Annotated in this window: 22 protein-coding genes; 10 read left to right on the top strand and 12 right to left on the bottom strand. The window is 53.6% G+C overall.

Going from position 1 to position 20879, the window contains the following annotated elements:
• The first annotated feature begins 32 nt into the window (after positions 1-32).
• From secB to cysE, 3 genes are all read left to right on the top strand, one after another.
• Positions 33-497: a protein-export chaperone SecB gene (gene secB, locus ACPUC8_RS16710; RefSeq protein ID WP_034823785.1), complete on the top strand. Its 465-nt coding sequence runs from the start codon at positions 33-35 to the stop codon at positions 495-497.
• On the top strand, positions 497-1516 hold the full coding sequence (gene gpsA / locus ACPUC8_RS16715) for an NAD(P)H-dependent glycerol-3-phosphate dehydrogenase (RefSeq protein WP_039328222.1): 1020 nt from the start codon (positions 497-499) through the stop codon (positions 1514-1516). The genes secB and gpsA overlap by 1 nt, the downstream gene beginning before the upstream one ends.
• Before the next feature lie 67 nt (positions 1517-1583).
• The gene (gene cysE, locus ACPUC8_RS16720) at positions 1584-2399 is read left to right on the top strand and encodes a serine O-acetyltransferase (protein ID WP_039328225.1); all 816 of its coding nucleotides are present in this window, start codon (positions 1584-1586) and stop codon (positions 2397-2399) included.
• Here cysE and trmL read toward each other — a convergent pair.
• The 3 genes from trmL to cpxR are packed head-to-tail and all read right to left on the bottom strand — an operon-like array spanning position 2396 to position 4976.
• On the bottom strand, positions 2396-2869 hold the full coding sequence (gene trmL, locus ACPUC8_RS16725; protein ID WP_039328230.1) for a tRNA (uridine(34)/cytosine(34)/5-carboxymethylaminomethyluridine(34)-2'-O)-methyltransferase TrmL: 474 nt from the start codon (positions 2867-2869) through the stop codon (positions 2396-2398). The two genes, cysE and trmL, sit on opposite strands and share 4 nt — an antisense overlap.
• A gap of 35 nt (positions 2870-2904) precedes the next feature.
• Positions 2905-4281 carry an envelope stress sensor histidine kinase CpxA gene (cpxA, locus tag ACPUC8_RS16730; RefSeq protein WP_039328236.1) on the bottom strand — a complete coding sequence of 459 codons (1377 nt, stop codon included), beginning with the start codon at positions 4279-4281 and terminating at the stop codon, positions 2905-2907.
• A complete protein-coding gene (gene cpxR, locus ACPUC8_RS16735) occupies positions 4278-4976 on the bottom strand; it encodes an envelope stress response regulator transcription factor CpxR (protein WP_039328240.1) in 699 nt (232 codons plus the stop codon). The genes cpxA and cpxR overlap by 4 nt, the downstream gene beginning before the upstream one ends.
• A 150-nt stretch (positions 4977-5126) precedes the next feature.
• On the opposite strand from cpxR, the gene cpxP reads away from it, so the two are divergent.
• The 5 genes from cpxP (at position 5127) to ACPUC8_RS16760 (ending at position 9934) form a co-directional block, all read left to right on the top strand.
• A complete protein-coding gene (gene cpxP / locus ACPUC8_RS16740; protein WP_039328243.1) occupies positions 5127-5639 on the top strand; it encodes a cell-envelope stress modulator CpxP in 513 nt (170 codons plus the stop codon).
• Between the two features lie 200 nt (positions 5640-5839).
• Positions 5840-6742 carry a CDF family cation-efflux transporter FieF gene (gene fieF / locus ACPUC8_RS16745; RefSeq protein ID WP_039328246.1) on the top strand — a complete coding sequence of 301 codons (903 nt, stop codon included), beginning with the start codon at positions 5840-5842 and terminating at the stop codon, positions 6740-6742.
• A gap of 207 nt (positions 6743-6949) precedes the next feature.
• Positions 6950-7912: a 6-phosphofructokinase gene (pfkA, locus tag ACPUC8_RS16750; RefSeq protein ID WP_039328251.1), complete on the top strand. Its 963-nt coding sequence runs from the start codon at positions 6950-6952 to the stop codon at positions 7910-7912.
• Positions 7913-8059: 147 nt separating this feature from the next.
• Entirely contained in the window at positions 8060-9049 is a 990-nt protein-coding gene (locus ACPUC8_RS16755; RefSeq protein WP_039328254.1) for a sulfate ABC transporter substrate-binding protein, read from the top strand.
• 129 nt (positions 9050-9178) lie between these two features.
• Complete coding sequence (locus tag ACPUC8_RS16760; protein ID WP_039328256.1) at positions 9179-9934, top strand: CDP-diacylglycerol diphosphatase; 756 nt, start codon at positions 9179-9181, stop codon at positions 9932-9934.
• 136 nt (positions 9935-10070) lie between these two features.
• On the opposite strand, the gene tpiA is transcribed toward ACPUC8_RS16760, so the two are convergent.
• The 3 genes from tpiA to fpr all read right to left on the bottom strand — a co-directional run bounded on the left by tpiA (position 10071) and on the right by fpr (position 12402).
• A complete protein-coding gene (tpiA, locus tag ACPUC8_RS16765) occupies positions 10071-10838 on the bottom strand; it encodes a triose-phosphate isomerase (RefSeq protein ID WP_039328259.1) in 768 nt (255 codons plus the stop codon).
• A 120-nt stretch (positions 10839-10958) separates the two neighbouring features.
• Complete coding sequence (locus ACPUC8_RS16770; protein ID WP_039328263.1) at positions 10959-11549, bottom strand: YiiQ family protein; 591 nt, start codon at positions 11547-11549, stop codon at positions 10959-10961.
• Between the two features lie 106 nt (positions 11550-11655).
• Complete coding sequence (fpr, locus tag ACPUC8_RS16775; RefSeq protein WP_058970408.1) at positions 11656-12402, bottom strand: ferredoxin--NADP(+) reductase; 747 nt, start codon at positions 12400-12402, stop codon at positions 11656-11658.
• A 291-nt stretch (positions 12403-12693) separates the two neighbouring features.
• Between fpr and emrD the strand changes: the two genes are divergently transcribed.
• On the top strand, positions 12694-13890 hold the full coding sequence (gene emrD, locus ACPUC8_RS16780; RefSeq protein WP_039328269.1) for a multidrug efflux MFS transporter EmrD: 1197 nt from the start codon (positions 12694-12696) through the stop codon (positions 13888-13890).
• Here emrD and glpX read toward each other — a convergent pair.
• The 3 genes from glpX to ACPUC8_RS16795 form a co-directional block, all read right to left on the bottom strand.
• Positions 13880-14890, bottom strand: a complete 1011-nt coding sequence (gene glpX, locus ACPUC8_RS16785; protein WP_039328271.1) for a class II fructose-bisphosphatase — start codon at positions 14888-14890, stop codon at positions 13880-13882. The two genes, emrD and glpX, sit on opposite strands and share 11 nt — an antisense overlap.
• Positions 14891-14988: 98 nt before the next feature.
• Positions 14989-16500: a glycerol kinase GlpK gene (glpK, locus tag ACPUC8_RS16790; protein ID WP_034823749.1), complete on the bottom strand. Its 1512-nt coding sequence runs from the start codon at positions 16498-16500 to the stop codon at positions 14989-14991.
• Positions 16501-16529: 29 nt separating this feature from the next.
• Entirely contained in the window at positions 16530-17378 is an 849-nt protein-coding gene (locus ACPUC8_RS16795) for an MIP/aquaporin family protein (RefSeq protein WP_039328274.1), read from the bottom strand.
• 421 nt (positions 17379-17799) lie between these two features.
• On the opposite strand from ACPUC8_RS16795, the gene zapB reads away from it, so the two are divergent.
• Positions 17800-18039 (top strand): cell division protein ZapB, encoded by a 240-nt coding sequence (zapB, locus tag ACPUC8_RS16800; protein WP_034823745.1) that lies wholly within the window; start codon positions 17800-17802, stop codon positions 18037-18039.
• A 153-nt stretch (positions 18040-18192) separates the two neighbouring features.
• Here the strand turns inward: zapB and rraA are convergent, their stop codons facing one another.
• From rraA to hslV, 3 genes are all read right to left on the bottom strand, one after another.
• Positions 18193-18678 carry a ribonuclease E activity regulator RraA gene (rraA, locus tag ACPUC8_RS16805; protein WP_039328319.1) on the bottom strand — a complete coding sequence of 162 codons (486 nt, stop codon included), beginning with the start codon at positions 18676-18678 and terminating at the stop codon, positions 18193-18195.
• A gap of 154 nt (positions 18679-18832) precedes the next feature.
• Positions 18833-20167, bottom strand: coding sequence for an ATP-dependent protease ATPase subunit HslU (hslU, locus tag ACPUC8_RS16810; RefSeq protein ID WP_039328277.1), 1335 nt, complete (start codon positions 20165-20167; stop codon positions 18833-18835).
• Between the two features lie 11 nt (positions 20168-20178).
• Positions 20179-20709, bottom strand: coding sequence for an ATP-dependent protease subunit HslV (gene hslV, locus ACPUC8_RS16815; RefSeq protein WP_071885763.1), 531 nt, complete (start codon positions 20707-20709; stop codon positions 20179-20181).
• Between the last annotated feature and the right edge of the window lie 170 nt (positions 20710-20879).

Consider the following 20879-nt stretch of genomic DNA (forward strand, 5'->3'; position numbering starts at 1 on the left):
ATAAGACAATTTAACTCACAGGATTTAGTCACATGTCAGAACATTCTACTAACGAAATGCAGTTCCAGATTCAACGTGTCTATACCAAAGACGTTTCTTACGAAGCGCCAAATGCCCCTCAGGTTTTCCAGAAAGAGTGGGAACCTGAAGTGAAGCTGGATCTGGACACAGCTTCGTCTCAGCTGGCTGATGAAGTGTACGAAGTCGTTCTGCGTGTGACTGTGACCGCAACTGTGGGTGAAGACACCGCGTTCCTGTGTGAAGTACAGCAGGCAGGTATCTTCACTATCGGCGGTATTGAAGGTACGCAGATGGCGCATTGCTTGGGTGCTTACTGCCCGAACATTCTGTTCCCTTATGCGCGTGAGTGCATCACCAGCCTCGTATCGCGTGGTACTTTCCCGCAGCTCAATCTGGCGCCAGTTAACTTTGATGCCCTGTTCATGAACTATCTGCAGCAGCAAGGTGAAGGCGAAGCGCCACGTCAGGATGCCTGATGACTACACTTAACGCTTCTATTAGCGTCATCGGTGCCGGCTCGTACGGCACCGCATTGGCCATCACTCTGGCCCGCAACGGCCATCCGGTATTACTTTGGGGCCACAACCCACAAAGCGTGGCGCAGCTCAAAGCTGACCGATGCAATACCGCTTTCCTGCCCGATGTTCCTTTCCCCGATAATCTTGCCCCTGAGGCCGATCTGGCGACAGTCGTTAATGCCAGCCGCGATCTGCTTGTGGTCGTGCCCAGCCATGTTTTTGGCGACGTGCTGACTCAGCTTAAGCCACATCTGCGCGCGGATTCTCGCATTGTCTGGGCAACTAAGGGCCTGGAGAAAGAAACCGGGCGTTTATTGCAGGATGTCGCACGTGAAATTCTGGGCGATAGCATTCCGCTGGCGGTGATTTCCGGACCAACCTTTGCGAAAGAACTTGCGGCAGGATTGCCAACCGCCATTGCGCTGGCAGCTACGGATGCGCAATTCGCTGACGATCTGCAGCAAAAACTGCACTGCGGTAAAAGCTTCCGCGTTTATAACAATCCGGACTTCATCGGTGTGCAACTTGGCGGTGCCGTGAAAAACGTGATCGCCATTGGCGCTGGCATTTCTGATGGTATCGGTTTTGGCGCTAACGCCCGAACCGCGCTCATCACGCGTGGCCTGACAGAAATGAGCCGCCTGGGAGCTGCGTTAGGTGCTGATCCCACCACTTTTATGGGGATGGCGGGACTAGGCGATTTAGTGCTGACCTGTACCGATAATCAATCACGCAACCGTCGTTTTGGCATGATGCTGGGGCAGGGTGAGAGCGTTGATGAGGCACAACGCATTATCGGACAAGTTGTAGAAGGTTATCGAAACACTAAAGAAGTCAAAGCATTGGCGGCACGAATGGGTGTCGAGATGCCGATAACTGAGCAGATTTATCAGGTCTTGTATTGCGAAAAATCGGCGCGAGAGGCAGCATTGAGTTTACTTGGCCGTGCAAGGAAGGACGAAAACAGCCAAAGCTGAAGCCGGATGCCCAGCTAAACCACCTGCAGCGCCTCTCAGGCGCTTTTTTTATCGGGAGCACAGAGCAATGTCGTCAGAAGAGTTAGAACTGGTCTGGAACAACATCAAAGCTGAAGCCAGAGCGCTGGCTGATTGTGAACCCATGCTGGCCAGTTTTTATCACGCGACATTGCTCAAGCATGAGAACCTCGGCAGTGCGCTGAGCTACATGCTGGCGAACAAACTGGCGAACCCCATTATGCCTGCCATCGCCGTGCGCGAGATCGTTGAAGAAGCCTATCGTGAAGACCCAGAGATGATTGTCTCAGCGGCTTATGATATCCAGGCAGTGCGTATGCGTGACCCGGCCGTCGATAAATATTCCACACCTCTGCTCTATCTGAAAGGCTTCCATGCGTTGCAAGCCTATCGCATTGGCCACTGGCTGTGGAAAGAGGGGCGTCGCGCTCTGGCTGTTTACCTGCAGAATGAAATCTCAGTCTCCTTCGCCGTGGATATTCACCCGGCTGCACGTATTGGTCGCGGCATCATGCTCGACCATGCAACGGGCATCGTCATTGGTGAAACGGCGGTGGTGGAAAACGACGTGTCGATTTTGCAGTCGGTGACGTTAGGCGGTACCGGTAAAACCAGCGGCGATCGCCATCCGAAGATCCGTGAAGGCGTGATGATTGGGGCGGGCGCCAAGATTCTGGGCAATATTGAAGTGGGACGCGGCGCGAAAATTGGCGCCGGGTCGGTCGTCTTGCAACCCGTCCCCCCGCATACCACAGCGGCAGGCGTACCGGCGCGCATCGTCGGCAAACCCACCAGTGATAAGCCATCAATGGATATGGATCAACTCTTCAATGGCGCCGGTTTTGAATACGGCGACGGCATCTAGCTTTTGATCAGTGCGCCACTGTAATCAAGCTGGCGCCACGCTTCATACACCACCACCGATACCGCATTTGACAGGTTCATACTGCGACTTTCCGCCATCATCGGAATGCGGATCTTCTGCTCTGCAGGCAGCGCATTAAGAATCTCTGCCGGTAATCCACGGCTTTCTGGACCAAACAGCAAATAATCCCCTTTCTGATAGCTTACCGCGCTATGTGCCGGTGTCCCTTTGGTGGTTAAGGCAAAGAGGCGCTGTGGGGCTTCTGACGCGAGAAACGCCGCATAATTGGCGTGTTTCTTCAGCGAGGTGTATTCGTGATAGTCCAGCCCGGCACGGCGCAGGCGTTTATCATCCCAGGCAAAGCCCAGCGGCTCAATCAGATGCAACTGAAAGCCGGTGTTCGCACAGAGGCGGATGATATTGCCGGTATTTGGCGGGATTTCAGGTTCAAATAAAACGATGTTCAGCATAAGGCCCCCGGAAACGAGGGCCGAAGCATAGCAAATTATTGGCGAGCGGAGTACAGCGGTAACCACAGCGTAAGACGCAGGCCCCCCAGTGGACTGTCATCCGCTTTCACCCAACCTCGGTGTTGCTGGACGGCCGTTTCAACAATCGCCAGACCTAAACCGGTGCCACCGGATTCACGATCGCGCGCTTCATCTGTGCGATAAAACGGACGGAAAATCTGTTCGCGATCCTCGGCACTGACGCCTGGGCCATCATCATCGACGTGGACAGTGATACCCTGAATATCTACTGAGAAGCTGACACTGATGTGGTTGTGGGAATAGCGCAACGCATTACGCACGATATTTTCCAACGCACTCTCCAGCGCATGCGGGTTGCCATAGAGCGGCCATGGGCCAGGCGGGTAAGGCACATCCATGGTTTTACCCATCTGCTCTGCTTCGAATTTGGCGTCTTCCAGCACGCCATTCCAAAGCTGGTTTGCCTTCATCGCTTCACTCACCAGCGCATTTTTGTGTTGCGTGCGCGACAGCACCAGCAGATCGTTAATCATGCCATCCAGGCGCTGTGCTTCCGTTTCGATACGTTGTAGCTCTTTACCTTCACCGTTACGACGACGCAGCAGCGCTGTGGCCAACTGAAGGCGCGTAAGCGGCGTGCGCAGTTCATGGCTGATGTCAGACAGCAGGCGCTGTTGAGCAGTCATCATACGTTCTAGCGCACTCACCATTTGGTTGAAGCTCGATCCTGCGGCGAGAAACTCCTGTGGGCCGGATTCCAGTTCAGGATGCTGGCGTAAGTTACCGCTTGCTACTTCATCGGCCGCATACTTCAGTTTGCGTGCCGGGCGAGCCAGGCTCCACGCCAGCCATAACAGCAGTGGCGAGCTGATCAGCATCGTGACAATCAGCAGCAGTAAAGGTCGATCAAATAACAGGTTAACAAAATCCAGCTGCGAACTGGTGGCAGGTCGAATCAGGTAAAGTTGGTAATTGTCTTCGCCATCGCGCACGGCGAAGGGGCCGACCATTTCCACTCGACCATACTTCTTCTTCTGCGGATGATCGGCGTTATCTGCCTGGCCAATAAAGTTACGGATCACCTGCATTTCATTGTGTTGAGCGCCGATGACGCGGCCTTCACTGGTCACCAGCAATAAGCGTTGCCCCGGCGGCGCCCATTTATCGATGGCGCGAAATAGCCTACGCCACCACATCAAATCGTTAGGCGGGTCTTGTGACAGCTCAGCTTCAACGTGCTGTTCAATCATGGTGCCCTGTCGTTGCTCACTTTCCAGCAGCGATGTCATCTGGCGCGAGTCGAGTTTGGGCACCATCAAAACCAGCATCAACACCAACGCCAGCGTGAGCCAGAAGATGGCGAAGATGCGGGTGGTCAAACTTCCAATCATGATGCCGAAACCATCAGATAGCCGCGTCCGCGCAGAGTTTTAAACCACGGATGACCATCACGACGTTCCGGCAATTTACGACGCAGGTTAGAGATATGCATGTCAATGGCACGGTCAAACGGCGTCAGGCGTTTGCCCAGTACTTCCTGGCTTAGATGTTCGCGCGAAACCACCTGACCCAAATGCTGTGCCAGCAAATAAAGCAGGGTGAATTCGGTACCCGTAAGATCCAGTGTTTCAGTATCGAAACTGGCTTCCTGGCGACCGGGATTCAGGCGTAAACAATCCACTTCCAGCGTTGGCGAGCTGTTGTCATGCTGCTGTTGCTGTTCGCTCCAGTTTGAACGGCGCAAAATAGCGCGGATACGCGCTACCAGTTCGCGGTCGTTAAACGGTTTTGGCAGATAGTCGTCCGCGCCCAGCTCAAGGCCTAGAACGCGATCTAACTCACTGCCACGCGCGGTCAGCATAATGACCGGGGTCTGATGTTGCTGGCGTAATTCTTTCAACGTATCGATACCGTTCTTTTTCGGCATCATGACGTCGAGCAATAACAAGTCAACGGTGTTGTCCAGTAGGTTGAGCGCCTGCTCGCCATCACCGGCGACAATCACCTCAAAACCTTCCATTTCAAGCAGTTCTTTAAGCAGCGAAGTTAATTCGCGGTCGTCATCAACCAACAGGATTTTATTCATTTTTTATTGCCCTCCGCAGGCAAAATACCGTGTTCCATGACCTGCAATCCAACGCTTTACGTAGTTTTACACCCCCTGACGGATGTTTGCAGCCATCGCCGTACACTAGCTCTCGTTGAATCGCAAAACGGAACGAACTGGGAGTAAACGATGCGCTACTTAACCGCCGTCGTCATTGCCTCAGCGATGGTTCTCAGTCACGCCAGCGCAGAAGCAGCAGACACGACGACGATTGACGAGATGCATCAGAACAGCGGATTGACGACAGGCAGTATGACGCAAAATCCGCAAAGCCACATGTTCGATGGCATTGAGCTGACTGAACAACAGCGGCAACAGATGCGAGACCTGATGCAGCAAGCGCGACACGAACGCCCCGTATTGAGCGTTCAGGACATTGAAACTATGCATGACCTTGTCATTGCAGACAAATTTAACGAATCGGCTATCCGCCAGCAGGCAGAAAAACAAGCCCGCGCGCAGGTTGAACTGCAAGTTGAGATGGCTCGGGTTCGTAACCAGATGTATCACCTGCTTACGCCTGCACAGCAAGCGTTATTGCAGCAGAATTATGAGCGGCGTCTCAACAATATGCGTCAGCTCTCCGGATTGCAGCCATCACCACCGCTGCATGCAGTGAGTAGTACCAGCAGTAACCAGTAACATAGTATCCCTGTTTTCCTTGCCATAGACACCATCCCTGTCTTCCCCGCCATGATGGCGGGGTTTTTTTTGCCTGTCATTGCGCTGACGCATCATTAACTTAATATTCAATTCACGCACCTTAAGCTGGCCGATGATAAACTTTAGCCATGATTTAACAACGGCGTGGCGCTTTTGCGTGCGCTTTAATGAGGCAAGGCATGGATCCCTCCTATGCAAAACTCGTCAATCGGGCGGCGCTGGCAGCAACGACATTGGCGACACTGCTGTTAATCGTCAAAGTTTTTGCCTGGTGGCTAACCGGTTCAGTCAGCATGCTGGCCGCACTGGTCGATTCACTGGTCGATATTGCGGCATCACTCACTAACCTCTTAGTGGTGCGCTATTCATTACAGCCAGCCGATGATGATCATACCTTTGGTCACGGTAAAGCGGAGTCACTGGCAGCGCTGGCTCAGAGCATGTTCATCTCTGGTTCTGCCCTGTTTCTCTTCCTCACCGGTATTCAGCACCTGGCGTCACCCAATACGCTGCATTCGCCGCTGGTAGGCATTGTGGTGACGGTGGTTGCTCTGTTCTCAACGTTGTTGCTGGTGACGTTCCAGCGCTGGGTTGTCAGGCGCACACGTAGCCAGGCCATTCGAGCGGATATGCTGCACTATCAATCCGATGTGGTGATGAACGGCGCAATTCTGGTTGCCCTGGTGTTAAGCAGCTATGGTTTTGTCAGGGCAGATGCGTTATTCGCCTTGGGGATCGGCGTCTACATTCTCTATAACGCATTGCGTATGGGCTATGAAGCGGTGCAATCGCTATTGGATCGCGCGTTGCCGGAAGAAGAAAAACAGGCAATTATTGATGTCGTCAGTGACTGGCCAGGCGTACGTGGTGCGCATGCGTTACGTACGCGTCAGTCTGGGCCGACGCGTTTTATACAGCTGCACCTGGAAATGGATGATCACTTGCCGTTGCTGCAGGCGCATCAGGTGGCCGATCAGATTGAGCAAGCATTGCGGCAAAAATTTCCCGGTTCTGACGTAATCATTCATCAGGATCCCTGTTCGGTGGTGCCTGAAAATCAGCAAGGTTTTTTTCAGTTTTAGCGGTTAAATATCATGGCGTTGCGTGATAAAAATGACGTAACGCTAACAACTCTGTAAAAAATTAGCGAAAACTTGTCTGACCTGAATCAATTCAGCATCAAGCCTTTGATATACTATCTGCAACTATTAAGCCGCACGATCGTGAATGGGTTTACACCGGTCGGCAGGCAGGAATAATCCTTAGCTTTGAACAATCCAGAGGTTGTCATGATCAAAAAAATCGGAGTACTGACCAGCGGCGGTGACGCCCCAGGCATGAACGCAGCCATTCGCGGAGTTGTCCGTTCCGCGCTGAGTGAAGGCCTTGAAGTTTTTGGTATCTACGACGGCTATCTGGGATTGTATGAAGATCGCATGATCAACCTCGACCGTTACAGCGTGTCAGACATGATCAACCGTGGCGGCACTTTCCTTGGCTCTGCGCGCTTCCCGGATTTCCGTAATGAGGAAGTTCGCCAGGTCGCGATTGAGAACATGAAAAAGCGCGGCATTGATGCGCTGGTGGTGATTGGCGGTGACGGCTCCTACATGGGTGCCAAGCGTCTGACCGAAATGGGCTTCCCGTGTATTGGTCTGCCTGGCACCATTGATAACGACGTAGCAGGAACCGACTACACCATTGGTTACTTCACCGCACTGGAGACCGTGGTGGAAGCGATTGACCGTCTGCGCGACACCTCATCTTCACACCAGCGTATCTCTATCGTTGAAGTGATGGGTCGTTACTGCGGTGATCTTACCCTGGCTGCTGCGATTGCTGGCGGTTGCGAATTTATCGTGCTGCCGGAAATCCCTTACACCCGCGAAGAGCTGGTGGAAGAGATCAAAGCCGGTATCGCTAAAGGTAAAAAGCACGCCATTGTGGCGATCACTGAGCACATCTGTGATATCGACGACCTGGCACATTACATTGAAGCGGAAACCAAACGTGAAACCCGTGCCACCGTACTTGGTCACATTCAGCGTGGCGGTGCGCCATGTGCCTATGACCGTATTCTGGCTTCACGCATGGGTGCTTACTCTATTGAGCTGCTGTTGCAGGGTTACGGCGGCCGTTGCGTCGGTATCCAAAACGAGAAGATGGTGCACCACGACATCATCGATGCGATTGAGAACATGAAGCGTCCGTTCAAACGCGATTGGCTCGACACTGCGAAAAAACTCTACTAATCAAACTGCATCAGGGCGCGACCTTAATCGCGCCCTTTTTTGTGCAACCTTATATTCCCCAAAGTTATAAACACTCTTTTTTAATTCTTTAATCTATGGATTGGTTTGTGTCAGTCTTGTTCTATAACGACCTCGGGAGAGCAAGCAATGAACAAGTGGAGTATTGGTGTCACCCTGTTACTGGCTTCAACCAGTGTTTTGGCAAAGGATATCCAGCTGTTAAACGTTTCTTACGATCCAACGCGTGAGTTGTACGAGCAGTACAACAAAGCGTTTAGCGCTCACTACAAACAAGAGACCGGCGACAACGTGGTGATTCGCCAGTCGCACGGCGGTTCAGGTAAGCAGGCAACCTCAGTCATCAACGGCATTCGTGCCGATGTGGTGACGCTGGCGCTGCAGTCTGACGTGGATGCCATTGCTGACCGTGGTCGTATCGATAAGAACTGGATCAAACGCCTGCCTGATAACTCCGCACCTTACACCTCAACCATCGTGTTCCTGGTACGCAAAGGCAACCCGAAGGGCATCCATGACTGGAACGATTTGATTAAGCCTGGTGTCTCGGTCATCACCCCGAACCCGAAAACCTCTGGCGGCGCACGTTGGAACTATCTGGCCGCATGGGGCTGGGCACTGGACCAAAACCATGGCGATCAGGCCAAAGCGCTGGCTTATGTGAAAGCGCTGTTCAAGAATGTGGAAGTGCAGGATTCCGGCGCGCGCGGCGCGACCAATACCTTTGTTGAACGTGGTATTGGCGATGTGCTGATTGCCTGGGAAAACGAAGCCTATCTGGCGGTGAATAAGCTGGGTAAAGACAAATTTGAAATCGTCACCCCGAGCGAGTCGATTCTGGCGGAGCCAACGGTTTCCGTGGTAGACAAAGTGGTGGATGAGCAGGGCACGCGCAAAGTCGCCGAAGAGTATCTGAAGTACCTTTACTCACCGGAAGGCCAGACCATCGCGGCGGAAAACTTCTATCGTCCACGCGATCCTGAAGTGGCCAAGAAGTTTGCCAGTACTTTTGCCCCGGTCAAACTCTTCACAATCGACAGTAAGTTTGGTGGCTGGACACAGGCCCAGAAAACCCACTTCGCCGATGGTGGCAGCTATGATCAGGTGATGAAACCGTAATCGCATCATCTTTAAATTGAAACGGTCAGCCTTGCGCTGGCCGTTTTGCTTTGCGTGGCAGCAAAAGTCCGTGACTTTACCCATTCGGCAGGCGAGGATGCAGGCAGGTGATGAACAGAGGGCCAGGCCATGCAGGGAAGTCGTCGTACCCTGAAGTTATTGACCGTGTTGTTGCTGCTATTGATAGTGGGGCTGATCGTCAGTGCCTTTCACTTCCAGAAAAATTCTAATGCGTTATGGCAGATCATCAGTGAGAAGTGCGTACCCAATATGGCTAAGAGCGGCAATCCTGCCCCTTGCCAGCAGGTTAACACTGCTCAGGGTTATGTCACGTTAAAAGACCTCAACGGGCCATTACAGTTTTTACTGATGCCGATTGAGAAAATCACCGGCATGGAAAGCCCCATCATTCTCGAACCCACTACGCCAAATCTGTTTGCTGCCGCCTGGCAGCAGCGCAGTTTACTGGCGAAAAAACGCGGTGCGCCGATTGATGATAGCGCACTGTCGCTGGCGATAAATGCGCAATATGGTCGCTCGCAGAATCAGCTGCACATCCACATTTCCTGCTTACGTCCAGATATTCGCCAGCAGTTGGATAGCATGACGGCACGACTTAACGAGCAGTGGCAATCCGCTACGCTGCGCAAACATCATTATCTGATTCGTACGCTTTCGACCGCTGAACTGGCGCAACAAAGCGCATTTATCCGTCTGGCAGAAGAAGTGCCAAATGCACGCAGTGAGATGGGGAAATATGGGCTGGCATTGGTCGCGTTACCGGATGGTCGCCTGGCGTTACTGGCGTTGGAGCGGAACTGGCTGAAGTTGAATAGCGGTTCGGCGGAAGAGTTGCAGGACCATCAATGCCAGATTTTGCATTAATAAAACCCACGACCGCCAATGCGCGCCCTCACTACCCAACCGTAGCGGCGCGATTTATCGCGCAATAAATTGCGCCGCTACGTGTAATGATGAAAAAGGCGGCCCTTGGGCCGCCCTTTAAACCGCAGTCTACAGCTTAAGCGTTTTTCGCTGCCGCAGCGGCTTTCACGATAACTGCGAAAGCGTCCGCTTTCAGTGATGCACCGCCAACCAGCGCGCCATCAATGTCTGGCTGGGTGAACAGTTCTGCCGCATTTTTATCGTTAACAGAACCGCCGTACTGAATGATCACCTGCTGAGCAATCGCCGCATCTTTCTTCGCGATGTGGTCACGGATGAATTTGTGCACGGCCTGAGCCTGTGCAGGGGTGGCTGATTTACCGGTACCGATCGCCCAGACTGGCTCGTAAGCGATAACCACGCCTTCAAAGGCAGCAGCACCCTGAGTTTCCAGTACCGCGTCGATCTGACGTGCGCACACTTCTTCGGTTTTGCCCGCTTCGTTTTCTGCTTCGGTTTCACCGATGCACAGGACGGGAATCAGACCAGCCGCTTTCAGCACCGCAAATTTCTTCGCGATGAACTCGTCACTTTCTTTGTGGTAAGTACGGCGCTCAGAGTGGCCGATAATAATGTATTTCGCGCCGACGTCTTTCAGCATGTCTGCGGAGGTTTCACCGGTGAATGCGCCTGACAGGTTAACGTCGACGTTCTGAGCACCCAGTGCAATGTGGCTACCGGAAATGGCGTGTTTTGCCAGGTCAAGATAGATAGCCGGTGGGGCAATCGCTACACCACAACCTTCCACACCTGACAGCTCTTTGCGCAGACCTTCGATCAGCTCGCCCGCCATGTGCTTACTGCCGTTCAGTTTCCAGTTACCCATAACCAGTGGATGTCGCATTCTTTCCTCCGCATAACGCGATTCATGAAATAGCGCTGCCATCGGGCAGCGATGTCTGCCAGACAGTATAGAGATCAAATGTGCCGCTGGCTTTGCTTTTCGTCATTTTTGCCGGAGTGATCAGGGGGTCGCAAGCGAGAGTTTTATTGGCTCAACCGCGAAGGTCAAACCCTTGTCGCCGTTGTCTGCCACCACAAAACGCAGTGCACCTTCGTTGCGAGCAAAATAGCGCACGCCTTTACCGGCACTGAGGAGGGAATCGAGTTTTTTGCGTCCGTCTTCAAGTGACAATCCCGGCATGAAAAAGCGCAGCAGGGCGGTCATGTAATCCATGGCGCGGGCCTGCGCGGCTTTCATGTCAGGGCCTGGAACCGGTAGCCAGGTGATTTGTAGCGTTTTGATTTTTCCGGTGCCTTGCTCCAATGCGGTGGAAGCGTACAGCGTTTCGCTGATTTTGCTGGCAGCGCGCGTCAGGTTGCTCTTGTCGTCGCGATTATCGATAGCGCGATATTCCAGCAGCGGCTGTTCTGGATTCGCCGCATTATATTTTTCGCGGAACTGCGCGATGGTCATATCAAAGGTGGGCGCGCCCGCCAGCAAATAGGGCGCAGCGGGCAGATGATCGCTACGATCCTGCGCAGGTGCATCCTCCGCCCAGGCGGGAAATGTCAGTGCGAGGCTAACAAGCAGCGCGACTGGCAGGTTCTTCATTGCTTCGGCCCTAAATCATTCACTTAGCCCATGATTAGAACGGTTTTTACCGACCAAAGTCAAAACTCGCACTGAGAAAAATCTGACATTAATCACACCGCACTTATCACCAGTAATGTTCGCTGGTCATATGACCGGGTTTGCGTTTGAAATGTTTGCGCATATCACGCGACTCTTTCAACAACTGCTGGGTATCACGCACCATTTGTGGATTGCCACACAGCATCACGTGGCTGGTGTCAGCTGTCATCGGCAAGCCAACGGCACGTTCTAATGCTCCGCTTTCTATCAATTGTGGCACACGGCCGTGCAGTGAACCGGCTATCTCTTCGCGGCTCACCACCGTTTGGATATGCAGTTTGCCCTGATAGCGCTGTTGCAACTGCTGCATCAGCGGTAAAAAGCTCAGGTCATCGGCATAGCGCGCGGCATGAACCAGCACAATATTGTCAAAACGTTCCAGGCCTTCACCTTGCTGCAGAATCGACAAGTAGGGACCGATTGCGGTGCCGGTAGCCAACATCCACAGGGTGCGGCAGTCGGGAATTTCGTCGAGCACAAAAAATCCTGCGGCTTCTTTGGTCACCATCACCTGATCGCCAGGCTGTAATGCCTGTAAACGCGGGCTGAGTTTACCTTCCGGTACCGTGACCAGATAAAACTCCAGCAGCGGATCCTGCGGGGCATTCACATAAGAGTAAGCGCGCTGTACGCGTTCGCCGTCAATCTCCAGCGCCAGTTTGGCAAATTGCCCGGCGGTGAAAGCATCAATGGGCGCGGTAACGCGCAGGCTGAACAGTGCGTCGGTCCAGTTTTTCACTTCTTTCACTTCAGCATTGATCCACTCTGCCATGATCGCTCCTTATTGTTGATTATTCAGGCATGTCACTATCATCGTCAGCCAGCCAGCTCATTTCCAGCCCTGTGCCGGGCAAAGCGCTCTCAGCGACAAATGGAGCGCACAGATCAGCAACTGTAGCGACCACTTTACAAGCCTGGTACATAAGCTTGCCGCCTGCGCGTAAACCACTTTGCGCTCACCTCTCGATTTGTCACTCAATCCTGATATTTTTGCCGCCATTCATTTCAGATGGCATTTTTTCATGCTGTCTTAATTTTGTTTCTCAGGCAGACATTTTGTTCCATGTTGAAAAATAAAACGCAAAACCGCTTCCTGTTATTCATGCTGATCGTTTTAGTGGCCGTGGGTCAGATGGCGCAAACGATCTATGTTCCGGCGATGGCCAACATGGCGGAAGCGCTCAATGTGCGCAGCGGCACCATGCAGCAGGTGATGGCCGCATACTTGATGACCTATGGCGGATCGCAGCTGATCTACGGCCCACTGTCAGACAATGTTGGTCGTCGCCCGGTGATCCTTATCGGCATGACGATCTTTGCCGTGGGCGCGTTGATCGCCATGTTCGCACCCTCGCTACACATTTTAGTCCTCGGCAGCGCGGTGCAAGGGCTGGGGACTGGCGTGGCGGGTGTGATGGCGCGCACCATGCCACGCGATCTCTATTCGGGTATTGCGCTGCGCCAGGCTAACAGTCTGCTGAATATGGGCATTCTGGTCAGCCCACTGCTGGCACCGGTGATAGGCGCATTGCTCACGCATCTGTTTGGCTGGCACGCCTGTTTCGCCTTCCTGCTGCTGCTGTGTGTGGGCGTAACGGCCTCTATGGCGCGGTGGTTACCGGAAACGCGTCCCGTTGAAACGCCTGCTACGCCGTTCCTGCGTCGTTATGCCACGTTGCTCAGTGACGGCAATTTTGTGCGCTTTCTGCTACTGCTGATTGGCGCACTGGCAGGCATCGCGGTGTTTGAGGCCAGCTGTGGCGTGCTGCTCGGAGGTGTGCTGGGTCTTGATGGGTTGACCGTCAGTATTCTGTTTATTCTGCCCATTCCGGCGGCGTTCTTTGGCGCATGGTTTGCCGGGCGTGAGCAGAAATCCTGGCACACGCTGATGTGGTATGGCGTCAACAGTTGCTTGCTGGCTGGTTTATTGATGTGGGTCCCAGCCTGGTTCGGCATCATGAATATCTGGACGCTGCTGGTGCCAGCCGCGTTGTTCTTCTTTGGTGCCGGTATGCTGTTCCCGCTGGCGACCTCTGGCGCAATGGAACCCTATGCCTGGTTAGCGGGCAGTGCGGGTGCGCTGATTGGTGGCTTGCAGAATTTGGGTTCAGGCGTGATTGCCTGGCTATCCGCGCTGTTACCTCAGCACGATCAGTCCAGCCTTGGCATGCTGATGTTTGTGACGTCACTGGTGATGTTGCTGTGCTGGTGGCCGCTCTCACGTCATCCTGAGAGCGGCAAACAGGCGATTACAGGATAAACTGATGCAGCGCCGCGTCTTTGCGGTCCAGATAATGGATCGACTGGATGCGGCGAATGGTGCGTGATTTGCCGCGCACCAACAGGGTTTCGCTGGTGGCGATGTTACCGTTGCGGGTGATGCCTTTCAGCAGGTCACCGGTGGTGATGCCGGTGGCAGCGAAAATCACGTTATCGTTACGCGCCATCTCCTCCAGCTTCAGCACTTCTCCGGCTTTAATGCCCATCTCGGCGCAACGTTGCAGCTCTTGCTCGCCAAGACGGCGATTCTCTTCGCTATCCCCTTTGACGTCGTGACGCGCCAGCAAGCGGGCTTGCATGTCGCCATCCATCGCACGGATCACTGCCGCTGACACTACGCCTTCTGGCGCGCCGCCGATACCGTAGAGAACATCAACTTCACTGTCTGGCATGCAGGTGAGAATGGATGCGGCCACATCACCATCCGGGAAGGAAAACACGCGCACGCCGAGTTGCTGCAACTGCGCAATCACCGCATCGTGGCGGGGTTTGGCCAGAATCGAGACGGTCAGTTGGCTGAGGGGCTTATCGAGTGCGATAGCGATGTTTTTGAGGTTGGTTTCCAACGGCAGATTGAGATCGATGGTCCCACGTGCGCCCGGCCCGACAATCAGCTTTTCCATGTACATATCAGGTGCGTGCAGGAAGCTGCCTTTATCGCCCACCGCCAGCACGGCCAGCGCGTTGGCCTGGCCCATGGCCGTCATGCGTGTGCCTTCAATCGGGTCTACGGCGATATCCACCGCGTCGCCACGGCCGGTACCGACTTTTTCTCCGATATACAGCATCGGGGCTTCATCGATTTCGCCTTCGCCAATCACAATCTGGCCGTCGATATCGATGGTATTGAGCATAATGCGCATGGCGTGAACGGCTGCGCCGTCAGCCGCATTTTTATCGCCGCGTCCTAACCAGTGATAGCCCGCTAACGCAGCGGCTTCGGTCACACGGGAAAATTCAATCGCGAGTTCTCGTTTCATGGTTGCACCTGATAAAAAACAGGCAAGCAGTGTAGCACGGAGGGGAAAGTGAGACGGGTAGAAAAACCCGCGGCAGGGTGCCGCGGGTCAGTTGAGTATTACTCTGAGTCTTCCCACGCTTGTGCGCGCGCGACAGCTTTCTTCCAGCCAGCGTAACGTACGTTACGTTCGGTGGTTTCAATGCTTGGGCGGAACTCGCGCTCAACCACGGCTTTCGCACGCACTTCTTCCAGATCGCTCCAGAAGCCAACCGCCAGGCCCGCCAGGTAAGCGGCGCCTAATGCTGTGACCTCACGCACTTCTGGACGCTCAACGCGGGTACCCAGAATGTCTGACTGGAACTGCATCAGGAAGTTGTTGGCAACCGCACCGCCATCAACACGCAGGGATTGCAGGCGCGTACCGGCATCATTCTGCATGGCTTCCAGTACGTCACGCGTCTGGTAAGCGATGGATTCCAGAGTCGCGCGGATGATGTGGTTAGCATTCGCACCACGTGTCAGACCAAAGATGGCGCCACGCGCATACGGATCCCAGTATGGTGCGCCCAGACCGGTGAAGGCTGGCACCATGTAAACGCCGTTGGTGTCTTTCACTTTCAGCGCGAAGTATTCAGAGTCAGTTGAATCACTGATCAGCTTCATCTCATCACGCAGCCACTGAATGGACGCGCCGCCGATAAACACCGCACCTTCCAGTGCATAGTTCACTTCACCGCGTGGGCCGCAGGCGATGGTGGTCAGCAGGCCGTGGGTGGAGGTCACCGCTTCGGTACCGGTGTTCATCAACATGAAGCAGCCAGTGCCGTAAGTGTTTTTCGCCATGCCAGGTTGCACACACAGCTGGCCGTACAGCGCTGCCTGTTGGTCACCTGCAATACCGGCGATAGGAATACGCGTACCGCCTTTACCACCGATGTTGGTCTGGCCGTAGATTTCAGAAGAGCCTTTAACTTCCGGCAGCATTTCGCGCGGAATATCAAGGATCTCCAGCATGCGCTCATCCCACTCCAGCTTGTGGATGTTGTACATCATGGTACGCGAGGCATTGGTGTGATCGGTGATGTGTACGCGGCCCTGTGTCATTTTCCACACCAGCCAGGTATCAACGGTTCCGAACAGCAGCTCGCCACGTTTTGCACGCTCACGCGCACCTTCCACGTTGTCGAGAATCCACTTCACTTTGGTGCCGGAGAAGTACGGGTTAATCACCAGACCGGTGGTGTGCTGGATGTACTCTTCCAGTCCCTCTTTCTTCAGCTTGTTACAGTAGTCCGCAGTACGCGGATCCTGCCAGACAATGGCGTTGTAGATTGGCTTACCGGTCTCTTTATCCCACACGATGGCGGTTTCACGCTGGTTAGTGATACCAATCGCGGCAATTTCATCAGAGCGAATGTCGGCATGAGCCAGCACTTCTACCAGCGTTGAGCTTTGTGAGGCCCAGATGTCCATTGGGTCATGCTCTACCCAGCCCGCTTTCGGGTAGATCTGGGTAAATTCACGCTGTGAGACGGCGACGATGTTCGCGTCATGATCCAGTACCACGGCACGGGAGCTGGTCGTGCCCTGATCGAGCGCGAGAATGTATTTTTTATCAGTCGTAGTCATTTTATTTTCCTGATGATTAACGATGAAACTTACGCTTTACGCTGCTCAGCGCGTGCGACCGGTTTTTCTGTTTTGCTGGCTTCCGCCACATTGACAGGCAAGTTACGGCCAATCAGTGAACGGTAACCGAAGGCTCCGAGGCAGGCACCCACTAATGGGCCAAAAATCGGAACCAGGAAGTAAGGAATATCTTTGCCACCGGTAAAGGCCACGTCACCCCAACCGGCGATGAAGGCAAACAGTTTTGGACCAAAGTCACGTGCCGGGTTCAGTGCGAAGCCGGTGAGTGGGCCCATTGAACCGCCAATCACGGCAACCAGCAGACCAATTAACAGCGGCGCCAGCGGACCACGAGGCACACCATTGCCGTCGTCAGTCAGTGCCATAATCACCGCCATCAACACTGCCGTAATCACCATCTCCACCAGGAAAGCCTGACCTACAGTGATGTGTGGGTTTGGATAGGTAGAGAAGATGCCGGCCAGGTCGAGGCTCTGCACGCTACCGCGTACCATTTGATGGCTGACTTCATAATCAAAGAACAAATTGTAGTAGAGACCATAAACCAACGCTGCCGCACAGAAGGCTCCGGCAACCTGCGCCAGGATGTAGGGCAGAACTTTACGGCCTTCGAAGTTAGCGAACAGGCACAGCGCGACGGTAACGGCTGGATTCAAATGCGCACCTGACACGCCAGCACTGAGATAAACTGCCATGGAGACAGCTAAACCCCAGATAATACAAATTTCCCACTGACCGAATGCGGCACCCGCCAGTTTCAGCGCCGCCACACAGCCTGCACCAAAAAAGATGATCAAACCGGTGCCGAGAAACTCGGCGATGCACTGACCTTTTAGTGTGTTCGTTGTTTGACTCATAATGGTATTCCTGAAGCGAGGTTAAATTTTATCAGTTTTTGTTCTCAATCCATGAGTCACCCAGCTCTTATGTAGGGCTGATGTGAATTTATCGTTAACGAGCATAAACGAGAAATAGCGAAATCGAAATATGTGTACTGCGTCATAAAAATGCGCGTTTTCGCGTCTTTTGCTTTTCTTTATGACCCATTAACCCTGCTGTCACTGGGTGCAATACCGTGACCGCGCGCAAAAATGCGCGAACGTGAGCGTTTTTTTAAGCATTAACTGAAAAGTGTTACAGACTAGCGTTGCAGGCCCTGTGCCGCTGGACTTGCAAGGTCTCGCTACATACAATCGGGACATCGTGGCTGGACGCACCATAACAAGGCAGTCCCAGCACCATCAACGCCTTGCAAGAGATTTAGGAGAGGTCAGAAAGATGTCATTTGAAGTGTTCGAAAAACTGGAAGCGAAAGTACAGCAGGCGATTGATACCATCACTCTGCTGCAGATGGAAATTGAAGAGCTGAAAGATCAGAACAACACGCTGCGCAACGAAGCCAGCCAGGCTTCTGGCAACCAGGATGCACTGGTACGTGAAAACCAGCATCTGAAAGAAGAGCAGCATGTATGGCAGGAGCGCCTGCGTGCACTGCTGGGAAAAATGGAAGAGGTTTAAGCCAGTATTTAAACATCAGCGCTTAAACCAACGGGTGCCTCGGCACCCGTTTTATACCCGTCATACTTCAAGCCGCAGGTGCGTTGGCTGCCTTCCTGCACCAAGAGTAGGCCCCATGAGGGGACTCGAAGTATTTAAGGTGTATTTTGTGGCTTACTCGATATCGAGTGCGTCTTCCGACAGGATGATACCGGTATTGTCGGCATACAAGTGGTCACCGGAGAAGAAGGTGACACCACCAAAGTTAACGCGAACGTCACTTTCACCAATACCTTCACCTGCAGCGCCTACGGGAATCGCGGCAATCGCCTGAATGCCGATCTCCAGCTCCTCCAGATCGTCAACCTGGCGCACGGAACCGTAAACCACCAATCCTTCCCACTCATTTTGCGCGGCCAGACGTGCCAGTTGTGCATCCACCAGCGCGCGACGTACGGAACCTCCGCCGTCAATGACCAGCACACGACCCCGACCATTCTCTTCGAGTAAATCATAGAGCAGGCCGTTGTCTTCGAAACATTTCACTGTGGTGATTTGTCCACCGAATGAGGTGCGTCCGCCAAAATTTGAAAAGAGCGGTTCAACCACGTTCACTTCTTCATGGTAGATGTCACAGAGTTCGGAAGTATCGTATTTCATGAGGGTATCGTCTGTTTGCCACAGGAGGGGTAAGTATATCGCTATCTGAGGATTGTTGGCAAAATCATCAACCGTCAAAAAAAGCGCTGCATCAATATCCTGCGCAAAAAAAATGCCCGGCGCAGTGGCCGGGCATCGCACATCGATGAGACGATTACAGAATAAAGCGGCTGAGATCTTCGTCTGCCACCAGCACGTCCAGATGCTTGCCAACGTACTCGGCATCAATGGTGATGGATTCACCGCTACGATCGCTGGCGTCATAGGAGATGTCTTCCATCAGACGTTCCAACACCGTGTGCAGGCGGCGCGCACCGATGTTCTCGGTGGTTTCATTGACCTGCCATGCGGCTTCAGCGATACGACGAATGCCGTCTTCGGTGAAATCGACATTCACACCTTCTGTGCCCATCAGCGCTTTGTACTGCACGGTAACGGAGGCATTAGGTTCTGTCAGAATGCGCTCAAAGTCATTCACAGTCAGCGCTTGCAGCTCAACGCGAATCGGTAAACGACCCTGCAGTTCTGGAATCAGATCCGATGGGCTCGCCACCTGGAATGCGCCCGAAGCAATAAACAGGATGTGGTCAGTTTTGACCATGCCGTGTTTGGTTGAAACGGTGCAACCTTCTACCAGCGGCAGCAAGTCGCGCTGCACGCCTTCACGTGAAACGTCAGGACCGGAAGACTGGCCGCCGCGCTTACAGATTTTGTCGATTTCGTCGATGAAAACGATACCGTGCTGCTCAACAGCCTCGATAGCGTCCTGCTTCAACTCTTCCGGATTCACCAGTTTTGCCGCTTCTTCCTCGATCAGCAGCTTCATCGCGTCTTTGATCTTCAGCTTGCGTGCTTTCTGCTTCTGACCGCCGAGGTTTTGGAACATCGACTGCAACTGGCTGGTCATCTCTTCCATGCCAGGAGGAGCCATGATCTCAACACCGGCAGAAGAGGCCGCCAGATCGATCTCAATTTCTTTATCGTCCAACTGGCCTTCACGCAGCTTCTTGCGGAAAGACTGGCGTGCAGCAGAAGGTTCAGCGGTGTGCTCCGCCTGGCCCCAGTTATTTTTTGCCGGTGGGATCAGCACATCGAGAATGCGCTCTTCAGCCATCTCTTCGGCACGGTATTTGTTTTTCTCGATCGCCTGGCTGCGCACCATCTTGATAGCGGAGTCGGTCAAATCACGAATAATCGAGTCCACTTCTTTACCGACATAACCGACTTCGGTGAATTTAGTGGCCTCAACTTTGATGAAAGGTGCGTTAGCGAGTTTTGCCAGACGGCGAGCGATTTCGGTTTTACCGACACCGGTCGGGCCAATCATCAGAATGTTTTTTGGTGTCACTTCATGGCGCAGCTCTTCGTCGAGCTGCATGCGGCGCCAGCGGTTACGCAGCGCAATCGCGACGGCCTTCTTGGCGCCATCCTGGCCAATGATGAAGCGGTTAAGCTCGCTGACAATCTCACGGGGAGTCATCTCAGACATGATTTTAATCCTTACGCCTTAGACGGTAATTCTTCGAAGTTAATGTTGTGGTTGGTGTAGATGCAGATATCACCCGCGATGTTCAGCGCTTTCTCTACGATATCGTGCGCACCAATGTCCGTGTTCTCCAGCAGGGCGCGTGCCGCTGCCTGGGCGTAAGGTCCGCCAGAACCGATGGCAATCAGGTCATTTTCCGGCTGAATCACGTCACCGTTACCGCTGATGATCAACGAGGAGTTTTCATCAGCGACCGCCAGCAGTGCTTCAAGACGGCGCAGCATGCGATCGGTGCGCCAGTCTTTTGCCAGTTCGACCGCGGCTTTCACCAGGTGACCCTGATGCATCTCCAGCTTGCGCTCGAACAGTTCAAATAGGGTGAAGGCATCTGCAGTACCGCCAGCAAAACCAGCGATGACTTTGTCGTTGTAGAGACGACGCACTTTCTTAACATTGCCTTTCATCACGGTATTGCCGAGAGTCGCCTGGCCATCACCGCCAATTACGACTCGGCCGTTGCGTCGTACACTTACTATTGTTGTCACGGGCAGACCCCTTGTTGCAGTGGAAAAGGAACGCCGCGCACAGAGCGCGGAGTATCATGCAACCAGATATGGGGCAAGTTTAGAGGGTTTCAACCCCAAGATTTGTCTTACTTGACAGGGCAGGTGAGCTGGCGAGGTACGCTCACCCCTGTTGTATGCTCAGGGGGAGT

Source organism: Pantoea sp. CFCC18177 (genome assembly GCF_059412425.1).